General features: G+C 61.1%; 13 protein-coding genes and 2 pseudogenes. 4 read left to right on the top strand and 11 right to left on the bottom strand.

Going from position 1 to position 15,120, the window contains the following annotated elements:
* Window positions 1-2,080, top strand: a 2,080-nt coding sequence (locus EN955_RS29210) for an EAL domain-containing protein (protein ID WP_127223499.1), incomplete at its 5' end; no start/stop codon positions are given.
* Between the two features lie 262 nt (window positions 2,081-2,342).
* Here EN955_RS29210 and EN955_RS29205 read toward each other — a convergent pair.
* Complete coding sequence (locus EN955_RS29205; RefSeq protein ID WP_245265372.1) at window positions 2,343-2,549, bottom strand: hypothetical protein; 207 nt, start codon at window positions 2,547-2,549, stop codon at window positions 2,343-2,345.
* A 236-nt stretch (window positions 2,550-2,785) separates the two neighbouring features.
* Between EN955_RS29205 and EN955_RS29200 the strand changes: the two genes are divergently transcribed.
* The 3 genes and pseudogenes from EN955_RS29200 (at window position 2,786) to EN955_RS35665 (ending at window position 4,982) form a co-directional block, all read left to right on the top strand.
* Window positions 2,786-4,417 carry a diguanylate cyclase gene (locus tag EN955_RS29200; RefSeq protein WP_245265371.1) on the top strand — a complete coding sequence of 544 codons (1,632 nt, stop codon included), beginning with the start codon at window positions 2,786-2,788 and terminating at the stop codon, window positions 4,415-4,417.
* A pseudogene (locus EN955_RS35670) lies at window positions 4,372-4,707 on the top strand (EAL domain-containing protein); the annotation flags it as partial. The gene EN955_RS29200 and the pseudogene EN955_RS35670, both read left to right, overlap by 46 nt.
* Window positions 4,708-4,748: 41 nt before the next feature.
* Window positions 4,749-4,982 carry an EAL domain-containing protein gene (locus EN955_RS35665; RefSeq protein ID WP_245265370.1) on the top strand — a complete coding sequence of 78 codons (234 nt, stop codon included), beginning with the start codon at window positions 4,749-4,751 and terminating at the stop codon, window positions 4,980-4,982.
* Between the two features lie 202 nt (window positions 4,983-5,184).
* Here the strand turns inward: EN955_RS35665 and EN955_RS29195 are convergent, their stop codons facing one another.
* The 10 genes and pseudogenes from EN955_RS29195 to EN955_RS35150 form a co-directional block, all read right to left on the bottom strand.
* Window positions 5,185-7,080, bottom strand: a complete 1,896-nt coding sequence (locus EN955_RS29195) for a hypothetical protein (protein WP_050580493.1) — start codon at window positions 7,078-7,080, stop codon at window positions 5,185-5,187.
* 80 nt (window positions 7,081-7,160) lie between these two features.
* A complete protein-coding gene (gene ugpC / locus EN955_RS29190; RefSeq protein WP_013525320.1) occupies window positions 7,161-8,255 on the bottom strand; it encodes a sn-glycerol-3-phosphate ABC transporter ATP-binding protein UgpC in 1,095 nt (364 codons plus the stop codon).
* Window positions 8,256-8,267: 12 nt separating this feature from the next.
* The gene (locus tag EN955_RS29185) at window positions 8,268-9,116 is read right to left on the bottom strand and encodes a carbohydrate ABC transporter permease (RefSeq protein WP_013525321.1); all 849 of its coding nucleotides are present in this window, start codon (window positions 9,114-9,116) and stop codon (window positions 8,268-8,270) included.
* Window positions 9,116-10,057 carry a sugar ABC transporter permease gene (locus tag EN955_RS29180; protein ID WP_127223498.1) on the bottom strand — a complete coding sequence of 314 codons (942 nt, stop codon included), beginning with the start codon at window positions 10,055-10,057 and terminating at the stop codon, window positions 9,116-9,118. The genes EN955_RS29185 and EN955_RS29180 overlap by 1 nt, the downstream gene beginning before the upstream one ends.
* A 104-nt stretch (window positions 10,058-10,161) precedes the next feature.
* Window positions 10,162-11,817: an extracellular solute-binding protein gene (locus EN955_RS29175; RefSeq protein WP_024504468.1), complete on the bottom strand. Its 1,656-nt coding sequence runs from the start codon at window positions 11,815-11,817 to the stop codon at window positions 10,162-10,164.
* Window positions 11,818-11,932: 115 nt separating this feature from the next.
* Window positions 11,933-12,940: an NAD(P)-dependent oxidoreductase gene (locus tag EN955_RS29170; RefSeq protein ID WP_245265369.1), complete on the bottom strand. Its 1,008-nt coding sequence runs from the start codon at window positions 12,938-12,940 to the stop codon at window positions 11,933-11,935.
* Between the two features lie 59 nt (window positions 12,941-12,999).
* Window positions 13,000-13,776 carry an aldolase/citrate lyase family protein gene (locus EN955_RS29165; RefSeq protein ID WP_013525325.1) on the bottom strand — a complete coding sequence of 259 codons (777 nt, stop codon included), beginning with the start codon at window positions 13,774-13,776 and terminating at the stop codon, window positions 13,000-13,002.
* A 50-nt stretch (window positions 13,777-13,826) separates the two neighbouring features.
* Window positions 13,827-14,132 carry a putative quinol monooxygenase gene (locus tag EN955_RS29160; RefSeq protein ID WP_013525326.1) on the bottom strand — a complete coding sequence of 102 codons (306 nt, stop codon included), beginning with the start codon at window positions 14,130-14,132 and terminating at the stop codon, window positions 13,827-13,829.
* Complete coding sequence (gene nanR / locus EN955_RS29155) at window positions 14,129-14,839, bottom strand: transcriptional regulator NanR (protein ID WP_024504466.1); 711 nt, start codon at window positions 14,837-14,839, stop codon at window positions 14,129-14,131. Before nanR ends, EN955_RS29160 begins: the two co-directional genes overlap by 4 nt.
* Window positions 14,840-14,898: 59 nt before the next feature.
* A pseudogene (locus EN955_RS35150) lies at window positions 14,899-15,120 on the bottom strand (hypothetical protein); the annotation flags it as partial.

The following is a 15,120-nucleotide window of genomic DNA, read 5'->3' as shown; positions in this document are numbered from 1 at the left end:
CAGCCGATTCTGGGGCATCCTCTCCGCTGTCATCGATGTCGATCAGCTTTACGCGGCGAGCGGCTTGAATGACCCCGGGATTGATATTGATGTCGCCCTGACGGGGACCGACGCGCTTGGCGGTGGCGGCAAAAAATTCTTCGGGGGAGACAATGTCCTCGCCGGCAAGCCGGTGTCGGCCGATGTGCAACTGCCTTCGGGCTCCTGGCTGATTTCGGCTATACCGAAGGGAGGCTGGCCGGCCATTCCGAACAATGCGTGGATGTTGCGGGGGCTCATAGCCTTTGCCGGCGCGCTGGTGGTGCTGCCGATCCTGGTGGCCGGGCGACTGTTCGGCGAACGACAGAAAAACTATGCCGAGCTCAGACGTCTGTCTGGCCGCCTTGAGTTGGCCCTGGAAGCTTCTGGAATTGGCGTGTGGGAGCACGACCTGGCCACAAAAGAACTGCTATGGGACGACCGCGTCAACCAGATCTACGGCAAGCCAGCCGATGGCAAACCGCGCGGTTATGAAGACTGGGCGATGGCCATTCATCCCGAAGATTTCGACAGGGCGCGCCAGGAGTTCGACGCGGCCGCCGAGAGGGAGGGACCGTATTCTTCGCAATACCGAGTCCTGCTAGCGGACGGTACCACGCGCCACGTGCGCACGCGCGCAGCCTTCTTCCAGGACATCGGCGGCACGCCGAAGATGATCGGCGCCGAGTGGGACGTCACCAGCGACGTGCTGCTCAATGAGACGCTCATTCGAGAGCGCCAGCTGTCGGAATCGAAAAATGCCGAACTCAAGGTCGCAAAGGCGCATGTAGAGCATGTTGCGCTGCACGACCCGCTGACCGGCCTGCCCAACCGCCGCTATCTCGATGAGTTGCTTGCCGAAAAAAGCGTAACGGGGACCCGCACAGCGCTGCTGCATCTGGACCTCGACCGCTTCAAGCAGATCAACGATACACTCGGCCACGCAGCCGGTGACGCCATGCTGGTGCACGCCTCCAAGGTCATCAAGGTCAACACGGGTCCCGGTGATTTTGTTGCACGCATCGGCGGTGACGAGTTCGTCGTGGTGAGCCATGGACGTGATGACAAGCAACTTTCCGCGCTCGGCGACCGCATCATCACGCAGATGCGCCGACCGGTCGATTTTCAGGGCAACCCGTGCCGGTTCGGGGTGAGCATCGGAATTGCCGCCGGAACCGACGCCAAGCAACTGCTCGTCAACGCCGACCTCGCTCTTTACCGGGCGAAAGGAAGCGGTCGCAACCGACACGAATTCTTTGACGAAGAGCTGCAAAGCGAGATCGTGCGGACCAAGCAAATTGCCGACGAAATCCTGGGCGGGTTGGAGCGCGCCGAATTCACAACATACTATCAGCCGCAGTTCGACGCCAGGACACTTGAGATCGTCGGGGTCGAGGCGTTGTCGCGTTGGAAGCATCCCGAACGCGGCATCCTAGCCCCACAAAGCTATCTCAAAGTGGCCGAAGAACTCAACGTCGTGGCAATCATCGATCGCGCTGTCCTGGAACAGGCGCTTGAGAGTTTCGACCAATGGTCGAACAGCGGTCTCAAGATCCCGCACGTCTCGGTCAATGTCTCCGCCAAGCGGTTGGAGGACAAGGATCTGATCGATGGCTTGCGCAAGCTTGCCATCAGGAAGGGCACGGTGTCGTTTGAGCTGGTTGAGTCCATCTTCCTCGATGAGAATGACGACCTGGTCACCTGGAACCTGGAGCACATTAAGGAACTCGGCATCGACATCGAAATCGATGACTTCGGCACCGGCCATGCCTCGATCGTGTCCCTGCTCAAGCTGCAGCCGCGCCGGCTCAAGATCGACCGCCAACTGATCACGCCCGTCACCCAGTCGATCCCGCAGCGTCAGCTGGTCTCGTCGATCATTGAGATCGGCAAATCGCTCGGCATCGAAGTCATTGCCGAGGGTGTCGAGACGAATGATCACGCGCGCATCCTGAAGGAGCTTGGTTGCGATATTCTGCAGGGCTATGTTTTTGGCCGCCCAATGGACGCCAAGGCCTTCACGGCGTTTGCCCAATCGCGCAAATGGTTGGCCGTGGGGTAAGGTCATGCCTCGCGCGGTAAGGCAGGCAGGCCGAGCGGTTCAACCGGCGCCCAGTCGCGAATTGGCTCGAGCACACTGCACTTGCATCGGCAAACCCACCGCCCACCCTTGTCCCCAAAGTGCCCGACCGGCTCTGCGTGCCGGTGAAGTGACCGAAAGCAAATTTCTCGTCAGGTCTCTCAGATCTCATGATCCGACGGTCCGGTGGCGCGGCATGGGCTGTTAGCTCCAGACAGCTGAAGATAGCCAAAAGCGTCCGGCGTTATGGGCGAAGGAGCGCGGCACCAAATTGCGCCCACAATCGATCGCAGTCATTTGCCCTGAGGCTTGGCGTTCCCGGTTCGCCGTAGAAGACCATCGCCGAACGGACATCGTAACCGAGCACCGAGGCATTGGCCACGAACTGAATTGCCATTCCCAAATTCATCGCGTTGATCCTTACCTCGGCTTTAGTGCTGAGATCGACCACGCCGAAAATTTCCGCACCCCCACTTCTGCCGGCCATAACCGTCGTCGAGAGCGCGTTCCCCAAAGCGAGTAGCATTCGTGTTCAGTCCCCGCAAAGGCCGCTCTCGAACGCGCGCGCGGCGAATTTGTTCCTTGGCAGTTCAACGCCGGGCTATCGAACTGGCCTTTTCAAACGTGCAGCTTGCCTGATGCCGCGCCTTTAACGGTCCAGCAGTTTTCTTAGCGTAAAGCAGCCTCATGACGCTGCTCCGGCATTTCGGCGAACCAACACGTCGCCTTTTTTTCAAGCGAACGGCTTTGCCCATCATTGTCGTGACGCTGCTTGTTGCGACCCTCACCACAGGCCTTTTGCTGTGGTCGGCGACCCAGTCCGATGGTGTTGCCGTGTCGCGGCAGAAAAGCTTGGTCGCCTTGATCATATCCAAGCTGGAGAGCGGAATAGCCCACGATCAGGAGAGCGTCACCGTCTGGGACGACGCGGTCAGCGCCCTGCGGAGCCAGGATGCCAAATGGGTCGACACCAATCTCGGCACCTGGATGCACACGTATTTCGGCCACGATGAGGTCTACATTCTCGATCCGAAGGACGCGCCAGTCTACGCATTCGCCGATGGATCGGCGGTGGAGCCGGCGAGCTATCAATCCATACGCCCGACCACTGCGCCTCTCGTGGAGAACCTCAGGGCGAGGCTGAAACAGGGGGACACCGACGGCGTCACCGAGCAGGTGCTCACGATAGGTGCTTCCGACATGGTCGTCATCTCCGGCCATCCTGCCATTGTCAGCATCAAGCCAGTCGTTTCCGACAGCGGCCACATTGCACAAGTACCAGGTCAGGAATTCCTACACGTTGCCGTTCGCTATCTGGACGGCAGTCTGCTTGCCTCCTTGCGCCAAGACTATCTCCTCGACGACGCACACTTCTCCTGGTCAAACATGCTTAGCTCTGAAGAGGCGTCCTACCCCCTTGTCGGTCGCTCTGGTTCGACTGTCGGCTTCTTTGTGTGGCAGCCATATCGGCCCGGGGCGTTTGTCCTTTTTCAACTGGTGCCAACACTCGTGGCGGTGTTCGGACTGGCACTTGGCGGAATTATTGTAGCTTTGGCCGCTTTGCGCCGGCGGACTTTGAGGCTGATTGAGACCGAGAATCACATCTATCACCTGGCCCACTACGACCTGCTTACAGGGCTGCACAGTCGCGGCCATTTCAACAGTCGTTTGGCTGATGCGCTGACACTGCTGCCCGCGACGGGCGAGCAGCTCGCGATCCTCTATCTTGACCTCGACCGGTTCAAGCAGGTCAATGACAGCTTTGGCCACCCTGCCGGTGACGAGTTGCTCAGGGAGTTCGCAGACCGGCTGAGGCGGCTGACCCTGGAGGTGGACACGGTGGCGCGCCTGGGCGGTGACGAATTCATTATCATCCAGCGCGCGGTCGCAGGCGAGAATGAGGTCAAAACATTGTGCGAGCACTTGATCGAGTCCGCGCGCCGGCCGTTCGAGGTCGCCGGAGTTCAGGTTTTTGTCGGGGTGAGCGTCGGCGTAGCTCTTGCTCCCAGGGACGGGGTGGACCAGGTCGAGTTGGTGCGGAAAGCCGACCTCGCCCTGTATCACGCCAAAGCCGGCGGTCGCAGCGGCTATGCTCTGTTTGAACCCGAGATGGACCAGACGCTGGCAAAGCGTAAGGGTCTCGAACAGGACCTGCGCAAGGCGCTGCAAACGCCCGGCCACATCCGGGTGCATTATCAGCCGCTTTACACCGCCGACAAGTCGAAGCCCTCGCGCGCTGGTCGCACGCAGAGCGCGGTTGGGTCGCCCCTGACTTGTTCGTACCATTGGCAGAGGAAACGGGGCTCATCGAAGTTCTAGGCGAGCTGGTTCTGCGCCAGGCCTGCCTTGACGCGGTGCATTGGCCGATCGAGACCCTGGCAGTGAACGTATCGGGGTTGCAGCTGAACAATCCGAGCTTTGCCATGAAAGTGACGAGCATCTTGTTGGAAACGCAAATGGATCCACGGCGGCTCGAGCTGGAGGTTACGGAAAGCACGCTCTCCCAGCGCCCCACCGAATGCCAGCAGAACATGGCAGCGTTGCGCAGTGTCGGGGTGCGCTTTGCGCTTGACGATTTCGGTACGGGATTTTCCTCATTGGGCCGACTGCAGAGCCTGGAAGTGGACAGGATCAAGATCGACCAAGCTTCGTGCAGGGCTTTGGCGGCTCGAACGGTGACGAGGCCATCGTTCAGGCGATTATCGACCTGGCTCGCGCGACTGGCCTCAGCACCACAGCGGAAGGGGTCGAGACCGAGAGCCAGTGCAATTATCTGCGCAAGCTCGGCTGCGACCAGCTACAAGGCTTTTTGCTTTCAAGACCGGTGCCAAAAGAGGACCTTCAGGAACTCCTCGACGGCGGATCAAGGCGGGCGACCGCATGAGAATGCGTCTATGTGATTCCCGACGGTCGACGATGCCGCACGCGGATGCAAGCAGCGAATCTTGGCGGCCTGGGACAAGGTGCGTCGACACTCCCCTGGCCAGTGACGCCTGACGATCTGTGTCACCCGCTTCGGGCCAGAGCGATTGATGCGGCTGCGCATGACGCTGGGCTCAACTCTCAACCTCAGCGCACATCGGGCTCTAGGTCGAAAATGGTAGGTCGAGATCAACTCGCGCGACGGCGTAAGCGTCAAGCGAGATGAATTGGTCATCCAGCGGTCTTGCGGTACTTTCCATGAAGTTGGGATCGGTTGCCGCCCGTTCGAACTGCTCGGCGCCAAGAAGAGCTATACGGGCACTGCTCGGCGCATCCGGAAGTTTCACAGATTGCGCCTTGGAGGTGAGGTTGGCGACCCACAGTGTCACGCGCCAATCTTTTTCAGCTGCGATCGTCGCAATGGCGTCAGCGCCGGAAGTTCCTACGGACAGCAGGGTGGCTCCGCCGAGCCTTGAGAGACCCGCCATGACATGGAAAGCGGGATAGACCGTTCGGCCGTCCTGCTGGTCATACCATGGCTGGACGAAATCAGCCTTCCTGTGGATATGGCCAAAGGGGCCGGTGAAGTCCCCTACCGCGACGGCCTCGACCCCTTCGCGAGCGCAGGCCGCGAAATAGCCGAGCGTCCATGCCGCATTGAACAGCCCGCGCTGCCGCGGATCGATGCGGCTCAGACATATGCGGGCGTTCGCTTTGTTCGGCGCGGTGCCCTTTCCGTAGGGGTTCTCGCGGCAGCCGAGCTGACTGGGACCTATGCGCAGCGGCACGCGGTCGCCCGTGAAAGCATGTGCCGAGCGTATCTGATGAGGGATAGCCTGAAGCGTTTCCATCACCGAAATATCATCCGCCGCGTGCACGCTTGGACAGGTGGTGAAGGTCACGTAGTCGAGCGCTTCGGCTGGCGGACGCTTGCGATTGAGTTCGGTGAAGTAAGCGGCCATGCCTCCGCCCAGCCCGATCCCCGGGAAAGCCCGGCGAGCGGCGGAGTAGCATTCGTGGAAGCTGGGCATGACCGGCCGCGGTGCTCCCGGCTGAACGGATTTCATGTCCTGCGCCGGAAAGACGGAGACAGCTTCCAGTTTGAGGCCGATTGTATGGACCGCATCAGCGACGGGCGCCAATTCGCCGAATGGGTCGAGCGTGCCCTTGGTGATGATCTCGAGGACCACGCCTGCGCCGGTCAGCCGTGCAAGCGCGGCGTAGCTTTCGAGTTCATCATGGCCGTGTCCGAATCGGAGATCGACTTGGCAGACCATCCACTGCGGAGCCATTCGTCGTAGAAGCTCGGGGGATTCAAGCGCGTGCCTTGCCTCGTCGCCAGCGACGCCGACGCCAACGCGAGGCACTTGGCCGACGGGTCTGCCGATCGTCAGGTCGATGAGTGGATTGCGGTTTTCAGACGCCCCGGCACGAAGCGTTCCTGACACGTGAAGCCGGACGACCTGGGTGAATTTCTGGCCCTTGGGCAGTCGGTAAGGCCACGGGCGACGCAGAGGGCGGACATAGGTTTTATAGGAAGCGTCAGACCAATTGCGTTGATCCTCCATCTCGAAGGCATCACCGTCCATGGTGCATGTGGCCCAGATCCCAGGCGCGATCTCATGCGACAACGCCCGGATATCGGTGAACGGACATTTAGGGTCGATGTGGTCCGGAAAGAGCGATAGCTCATCATGACCATCCTCATGCAGCACCTTTACCGGCTTGCCCGCCAAGGCTTCGATCGGATGAAGGACGATGAAGCCGGTCCGATTCGTCAAAAGGTCAGTCTCGGGCTCTGCCTCGGCCGCAAAAGCCAGCGCACCATCACTACTGCCCGAGATCCGTACCTGATAAACCAGGCGACCGGATGTTGCGGAACATGTTGCACGGTATGCGACGCTGAACACATCCAGCCTTTCATCGATGTGGAGATCATCGAGAACGGCTGTAGCGGTTCCCCAATTTTCGTCCCGCACAAGGAACGAGATTCCGCGCAGAATCTCAATTCCGTCAAGGCGGATGTAGCGTAACGCCCCATTGTCGAAGTCGACCGACAACGGTCCCGCGCGAAGTGTGCGCAAGGGTGGCTCGACCTGTTCGGTTCCACACAAGCGGATGGCTCGAGATGCTGCCAAGGTCAAATTGCTTGCTCCGTCGCAGCGTCAAAAATCGACGCCCGGTTCATGTTGATGTCGATCGGCAGTCTCTCGCCGGGACGGCTGACGTCGTGCGCCTGAAGCTCCGCCACCACTGGCGCGCCGGCAAGGCGGAAGGTCGCATAGCTGCGCGAGCCAGTCGGCTGCAGCAGGTCGATGGTTGCATCATAGCGCAGCGTGCCCGGCTCGGGGGTAGCAGCGTGTGCGCGTGTCAGATGTTCCGGGCGCAGCCCGAGCAGCACCGACTGCCCATCTATAGCGCCATTTAGAGTCCGCCCGGGGGCGATCGGCAGCAGACCATCGGCCAGCCGGATGGCGGCGGCGCTCCCGTCCAAAGCCAGCGTGCCCGGCAGGAAGCTCATGCGTGGGGAACCGAGAAAGCCCGCGACGAAGATCGAGGCGGGGCGCTCGAACAGTTCGAGTGGCGCGCCCTGCTGCTCGATCAACCCGTCGCGCATCAGCACGATGCGGTCAGCCAGTGTCATCGCCTCGATCTGGTCATGGGTGACGTAGATCATCGTCGTGGCGATGTCCTGGTGAAGGCGCTTGATCTCGCCGCGCATTTCGTCGCGAAGCTGGGCATCCAGATTGGACAGCGGCTCGTCGAACAGAAAGATGCGGGGGTTGCGGACTATGGCGCGGCCGATGGCGACGCGCTGACGCTGCCCACCGGATAACTGGCGTGGAAATCGCCCGAGCAAGGGGATGATGCCGAGCATACGCGCAGCCTCGGCAACGCGCGCCTCTACCTCGGGCTTCGGCATCTTGCGCGCCTTGAGACCGAAGCCGATGTTCTTCGCCACGCTCATATGTGGATAGAGCGCATAGTCTTGAAACACCATCGCCACGTCACGATCGCGCGGCCGCAAGTCATTGACCACCTCGCCGCCAATCTCGATCGTGCCTTGCGAACTCTCCTCCAGTCCTGCAATCGTCCTCAAAAGGGTACTCTTGCCGCATCCGGACGGGCCGACCAGAACGGTGAACTCACCGTCGCGAATGTGGAGGTCAATGCCGCGCACCGCATGGAAGGCGCCGTAGCGCTTGTGCAAGCCGGTGATCCTGACTTCAGCCATGCCTGCCTCTTTCTATCCGCGAACGGCGCCGAGCGTCAGCCCGCGCACGAGATGTCGTTGAGCAAGGACTCCCAGAGCGATGGATGGCACGAGGGAAACAATGGCCAGGGCCGCCGCTTCACCATATTGCGCGCCCTGGAAGCCGATGAAGGAGCGGAATACGGTTGGCAGCGTGAACGCAGTTCGACTGGTCAAAATGAGCGCGAAGAAGAACTCCGTCCAGCAAGCGATGAAAGCGAAGACGGCCGCCGCGACGATGCCCGGGGCGGCAAGCGGCACGGCAACGCGCCAGAACGCCTCCCAACGCGTGCAGCCATCGACCAGGGCCGCCTCCTCCATCGACTTCGGCATGCCGCGGAAATACGCGAACATCATCCACACCGACACCGGCAGCGTGAAGACCGTGTAGGCGATGATCAGACCAATATGGGTGTCGTACAGCCCGACGCCACGATAGATAAGGAATACCGGCAGGACGATGCCGATTGGTGGCAGGAAGCGCTGTGACAGCACCCAGAAAGACAGGTGCTGGCCGCCCGTGTTGTAGCGCGCCAGACTATAAGCCATCAGCGTGCCCAACAACGCTGAAAGCACGGTGGCCGACAGCGAAATGATCAGACTGTTGATGAGCCCGTCGAGGCCGCGATAAGCGAACAGCGCAGCTTTGTAGTGTACAAGGGTCGGCTCGGCAGGGAACCAGACGGGCGGCACGGTGAGGTAGTCGTCGCTCGGCTTGATCGAGGTGTTGAACATCCAGTAGAGGGGCCACAGCACGAACACGAGGAAGAAGCCGAGCAGCAGCATGCGACCGATCGGCACCGACCGGCGTTTCCTGCGGCGGGCGGGCGCGACGGCGGCCATCAGACCGGCGCCACCTTCAAGAGCCGCCGCACCAGCAGCGTCACTACCAGCGCGGTGAAAATCAGGAATAGCCAGCTTCCGGCCGTCGCCTGCGACAGATGAAACTGGGTGAAGCCGACCGTGTAGAGATAGTAGGAAGCCGTGTAGGTTTGCGTACCCGGGCCGCCGCCGGTCATGATAAAAATGGTATCGAACATTCGGATGGCGTCAAGCAGGCGGAAGGTCAACGCCAGCAGCATCATAGACCCGAGATGCGGCAGCGTGATCGCCCAGAAGGCCTGCCAGGCATTGACGCCGTCGAGTTCCGCCGCCTCGTAGAGGTTCGGAGGGATTGCGGTAAGCCCGGCGAGCAGGACGACAAACATGAACGGAGTCCACTGCCAGACATCAGCGATGATCAGCGAGACATAAAGCCATGGGCGCTCGGTCATCCAGCCGATCGTCACCTCCTGCCCCAACAGTTGCGTCAGGATGTAGTTGGTTGGCCCGAAAGGCCGCTGAAGCAGCAGCGTCCACGCTTGGCCGACTATCACCGGGCTGATGAAAAGCGGCACGATCAGGATCGACATGACGACACCGCGCCCCGGAAAGCTGCGCACCATGGTGAGCGCCACCAGAAGGCCCAGCACGAATTCGATGGCGACGCTGATGCTCGACAGGCAGGCCGTCAGCAAGAGCGACCACCGTGCCACGGAATCGAACACCACCCGCTCGAAGTTTTTCAAGCCGACAAAGGCGTGGCCTGGCACTTGGAAGTCGTAGTTGATGAAGGACACGACCAGTGAGAACAGCAGCGGATAGATCGACAGCGCCAGTATCAACAGCACCGCGGGCGCGACCAGAAGCCATTTGAAGTGGCGGTCCGCCCACTGTGCGAGGGTCGAAAGCCGAGGCGGGGCGCCGGTGGTCGTCATGCGACTGATCGTGGTGGTGTGCGGCATCGATTTATTCCAAAGATCGCCACGCGGTTGAGCCAGGGTGTTGCGAGCGAAGCGCCCGCAACACCGGTCTGGTGCTAGAAACCCGGCTCCCCTCCAGGCGAGTCTCAGAGGGTGACTGCCATGCCAAGCTTCTCCACTGTGTTGTCAGCGGTGGCGCCGGGCAGTTTCAGGAACTCGGTGTAGAATGCCTTTTGCGACTCCATCCCGAGCCGATCGGTCGTCTCGTTCCACTCGGCGGCCGCCGTTTCCAGCGATGCTTTCGGATCCGCACCAGCCCACACTGCGGTGCACATGCGGTCGATGCTCAAGAAATAGTCCTGCGCACCTGGCATGATCGGGTCGAGCAGGCCGACATTCGCCGAGTTGTTGAGGTTGGCCAGGTACTCCTTGGCGCTCGGGAACAGTGCTCCATAGAGCTCCGACTTGAAATGCGAAATGCGGTATGGGTCGCGCAGCGCATAGGGCAACATGCAGCGCGCCAGTGAGACGGGAGGCGAGCAGGCCCACTGCATGAACAGATACGCCGCCTCCGGATTGGGCGAATCCGCCGACAGCGCCTTGTTGTAGCCGGTGGCATGTTCCGGATTGCCCGGCACGACGGCATAGCCAACCTTGCCAGCGATCTGCGACTGGGGAATGAAGTTGATCGCCGTGGCGGATTGCGAATAGTTCGCCGCCATCCGGCCGCTTGGAGGCCAGGAATAGATCATCGCAACCTTCCCCGTCAGGAATGCCGCCCAAAGGGAGACGGCGTCGAGCTCGTTGTTACCGGGGATCGAGGCCTTGTTGGCCGCGAGCATGTTCGTCAGCGTCTTGACGCCCGCATCCGACACCAAGCCGGCCTTCATGTCGTCGCCGAACAGTTTCCCGCCGTTGGCACGGTACTGCTGCAGAAAGTCGAACTGATTGCCCGGGCTGCCCGCCTTGCGGAAGTGGCCTGCACCATAAACCTTCGGTGCCATCTGGTCGGTGATGAATTGGGCGATCTGAGCATATTCCTCCCAGGTCTTCGGTGGTCCGAGCTTCGCGTTGAACTTGGTCTGGTAGGCCTCCATCATCTTCGGATCCTCGAAGATGTCCTTGCGGTAGTAGAGAGCGAACATGTCGCCGTCGTCGAAGAAGCCCCAGATCTTTCCCTTGTAGGTCGGCAGCGCCTTGTAGAGAGGATGATAGTCCTCGAGGTCTGCAGGGTTCATATATTTGGCGATATAGTCGTCGAGAGGTGCGATGACGCCGCCATCGGCGAGCGACGGTGTCCAGGCTGGCGAGATGTCGAGCACGTCATAGGCGCCTGAGCCGGCAATGTGCTCGGCGACCGCCTTGGAGTATTGATCGGGATTCGACAGTTCGACCACATTCGACTTCATGCCCGTAAGCTGCTCCCACATCGGCCCACTGAAATTGCGTGGATCGAGCGCCTGCAGGCCTGCCTCGTAGGTCATGTTGATCGTGACGCCCGCATGCGCCTTGGCCGCCTCGACCGCGCGGAAGGCGGAGCCCTCCGCCGGTCCTTCCTTAGATGCTTTCAGCGCAGCGGCCTGCGCCTGTCCCAGCGGCGACGTGGCGTCGGCCAGTTCGAGCTTCTGCTGCGCCAGCGCCCAATCGGTCATCATACCCAAAATGGGTGCAGACGCTGCCAACATACCGGTCATCTGGCCGAAGCGGGTTATGAAATTCCGGCGGGTCGTTTCGCCACGCATGAAGGCGTCGACCTCTGCTTCGAGACCGGCCTGAAAGTCACGTTTTTCACGATCGTTCATAGTGCTTGGTCCTCCCGTTTTCTCATTTGCTCACTCGTCCGCAGGCGCGGCGGTCGAGCATTCCTCCCGTAAGGCCCCCGCAATGGCCGCGGCGGCGCGCCAAATTCTCGCACTCCTAGCTTCCGAAGCGGCCCGCGAAAACGGCCAGCCTATCCTTCCACCGCTCGCTCGAAAGCACCTCGCGATTGACCACACCGCGCGGCTCGCGACCATGTTGAACCTCGATTACCGCTTTGACGTCTGCAGCGCCGTTGCCGGCAAAGCACTGGTCGGTCCAGCACAATGCGTGCGGCGCAAGGATGACGTTGTCGAGTTTGAGGATTGCATCGTCAGCATCCGGCGGCTCCTGCTCCAGCACGTCGAGACCGGCGCCGGCGATACGACGCTCCCGCAGGGCTTGTGCCAACGCCTCCTGGTCGACGATCGGGCCGCGCGCTGTATTGATCAGGTAAGCAGTAGGCTTCATCAGGGCGAGCCGCTCGGCATTGACGAGATGGCGCGTGTCAGGCGTCAGCGGACAACTTACCGACAGCACGTCGGCGCGACGAAACAGATCTTCCAGTCCGACCAGCTCCACGCCTAGTTCGGCAGCGACCTTCTTGTCTGCAAATGGGTCATGGGCGATGAATCTCATATCGAAGGGCTTTGCCAGGCGAAAAACTTCGGCGCCTATGTTGCCGATGCCGAGCGACCCCAGCGTACGCCCCACGAGCCCGACACCCATATGTTGGGAGCGCTCCTGGAAGCCATGAGGTCCCTTACGGGTGAGGGCGTCCTTCGTGAACAGCTTGCCGGTGAGTGCCAACATAAAGGTGATGACGGATACGGCGACCGGCCGTCTTACCCCATCGGGCGTGATGACCAGAGCGATGCCGGCGGCAGTGCAGGCCTCGACGTCGACAGTATCGTAGCCGACGCCGAAGCGGGCAACGACGGCCAGCCGACCGCTCTTGGGGACACTCGTGGAAACGAAGCGATGAGTGAGAAGGATCAGTGCATCGAAGTCCTCAAGCTGGTCGGCGCGAAGCGGGTTATTCGATTCCAGGAATGTCATCTCGAGGCCTGGCGCCTTGCGCAGAGGCTCCAGGTCGAAGTCGGGATAGGTCAGCGAGCCGTCCGGCATGCGGAAATCACCGGAAAGCGCCACCTTGAACTTTAGGTCGCCCATTCTCTCCTCCGTTCTTACTGGCACCCGGCCCGGATTTTGGAGACCGCGTCGGCGATCGCGTCGTGCAGTATCCAGACGTCGCCCGAATAACAAATGAAGTCGAAGCCTTGTGCGTAGAACTCGTGGCCCTGCTGGACGTTGGGCACCAGGCGCCCGAGCGACTTGTTGTGCCTTTTGGCGGCGGAAACGATTTTGGCCATCGCGGCGATGAAGGTCGGGTGCGCGAAGTCGCCGGGAATGCCGAGCGAGACCGACAGATCAAAGTGACCGACCCACAGACAATCGACGCCGTCCAATCCCGCAATGCCGTCGATGTTCTTGACGCCGTCGGCGGTCTCGATCAGGCAGATGAACACCGAGCGCTGGTTGGCCGCCTCGAACTTATCTGCAACCGAGCCCGGACGGTAACGGTCATGCGCGATCTGCAGCGCCACGCCGCGAGCGCCAGCCGGATGGTATTTCATGGAACTGATGATGTGCTGCGCCTGCTCGACGGTACTCACCATCGGCGCGATTAATCCTTCGGCCCCCATATCCATGGCGCGGGCGAGGAAATGGTAGTCCTGCGATGGCACACGCACCATAACCGGCAGGTCGGCCGCCTCGAAATATCGGATCGCGCTCTTGACCGTTTCCAGGCTGAAGCCCGAATGCTCCATATCGAAAAAGGCGAAGTCACAGCCAGCGGACTTCAGGATGTGGCCTATCCCCGGCGTCGCGAACTCGGCGACAAGGGTCCCGAGCTTGACGCGTCTGTGAGACGCTAGCGCCTTGAGACTTGGCTCCGACATGAACTTCCCTCCCGTTCGCCCACAAGGGGCGCATTGCGCCTATGCGTTCTTCAAGACGAAGCTTCGACAACAAGGTCGCAGATCGTCACCAGCTTGGTGTCGACGAGCGGCGCGCTCTGCGAATTGAATTCCTCGAAATGGGCTGTCCGGCAGTGGAGCTTGAATGCCGCCTCGCTGTCGTAAATCTCGTAGAGCAGGACCCGGTCGGGCTCGCCGCGCGCCTGCGTCACATCAAAGCGGCGGCAGCCGGCTTCGCGGCGTACCGACGCGGTCGCGTTGGCGTCCACGAGCTCTCGGAATCTGCCCCGGGCACCCGGCTTGAGGCGGAAATCGACCCAGACCACGAAGCCGCTCATCCCTTGCCACCCGCAATTTCAAGATAGCGTCTGGAGACATATTCCAGATGCCTGCGCATAGCCGCTTCGGAGGCGTCTGGATCGCGCGCGGCGACGGCATCAAAGATTTCGCGATGAGCCTCGTAGGCCTTTCGGTCTTCACCTTTGGCCAAAGTTGTGCGCCGCTGTTCCAGCAGCCATTCGGCCAACGCCGCGTGAATGGCTGTGAAGATACGATTGCGGGTGATCACCGCCAGCACGTAGTGGAAGTCCACATCGGTGCGCTCGAAGCGCGTCAGGTCCCCGATCGACTGCCGGTTGATTTCGAGCGCCTCCTTGAGGCCCTCAATATCCTCTGACGTGGCATTGATGGCGGCGTTGCGGGCAAGCCCGACTTCGAAAAACAAACGCGCGCTCTGGAAGTCATGAACCCCGCCAGGGGCCGAAATCATGTGGCGCGCCGGCCCCGAGAGGGCGTCGATCACGAATTGGGGGGTTGGCCGAGTGACGCGGGCGCGCTCGCCGGATTTCACCTCGACAAGCCCCATCTTGCTCAGATGCAGCAGGGCCTCGCGGATTGAAGGGCGCCCGACCCCGAACTGCCGCATGAGTTCCCGCTCGGATGGGAGCCGGTCGGCTTCGACCAGCTCTCCCTTGCGGATCATCCGCTCGAGGTGCGCTGCAACCTCCTCCGAAAGCTTCCGCGGTTTGATCAGAACTCCGATCATGTGGCATACCTGTTATACCAGTCGGATACGCTAGGCTCCCAGAGCGCCTCTGTCAACGATCAATTGGGCTGGATAGAGACCGAACAGAGATGCCCAGGCTCGCGCGGCCCGCCTCTTGGATGGCAAGGACGACGATCGATGGGCTGCTCGTAAAAGATCAGCGGCGCAACCTTCACGCCCTCGACCTCGACCACAGGAGTGGCACAGACATGTGCCCTCGCCCCGCTGCGCTGCCCGACCCAGGCAAGCCAGGGCTGCCAAAGGGCGAGCGGATTTCCGCT

Origin of the sequence: Mesorhizobium sp. M7A.F.Ca.CA.001.04.2.1 (genome assembly GCF_003998485.1) — a bacterium.
In the GTDB taxonomy this organism is placed as follows: domain Bacteria; phylum Pseudomonadota; class Alphaproteobacteria; order Rhizobiales; family Rhizobiaceae; genus Mesorhizobium; species Mesorhizobium ciceri.
This window is presented reverse-complemented; position numbering and strand designations above follow the sequence as displayed.

Bases quoted from the DNA above. Each gene is read 5' to 3' on its own strand.
- EN955_RS29170 (WP_245265369.1), bottom strand. From the start codon at position 12,940: ATGCCGGACGGCTCGCTGACCTATCCCGACTTCGACCTGGAGCCTCTG.
- nanR (WP_024504466.1), bottom strand. From the start codon at position 14,839: ATGATCGGAGTTCTGATCAAACCGCGGAAGCTTTCGGAGGAGGTTGCA.
- EN955_RS29180 (WP_127223498.1), bottom strand. From the start codon at position 10,057: ATGCCGCACACCACCACGATCAGTCGCATGACGACCACCGGCGCCCCG.
- EN955_RS29165 (WP_013525325.1), bottom strand. From the start codon at position 13,776: ATGTCGGAGCCAAGTCTCAAGGCGCTAGCGTCTCACAGACGCGTCAAG.
- EN955_RS29160 (WP_013525326.1), bottom strand. From the start codon at position 14,132: ATGAGCGGCTTCGTGGTCTGGGTCGATTTCCGCCTCAAGCCGGGTGCC.
- EN955_RS29175 (WP_024504468.1), bottom strand. From the start codon at position 11,817: ATGAACGATCGTGAAAAACGTGACTTTCAGGCCGGTCTCGAAGCAGAG.
- ugpC (WP_013525320.1), bottom strand. From the start codon at position 8,255: ATGGCTGAAGTCAGGATCACCGGCTTGCACAAGCGCTACGGCGCCTTC.
- EN955_RS29200 (WP_245265371.1), top strand. From the start codon at position 2,786: ATGACGCTGCTCCGGCATTTCGGCGAACCAACACGTCGCCTTTTTTTC.
- EN955_RS29185 (WP_013525321.1), bottom strand. From the start codon at position 9,116: ATGGCCGCCGTCGCGCCCGCCCGCCGCAGGAAACGCCGGTCGGTGCCG.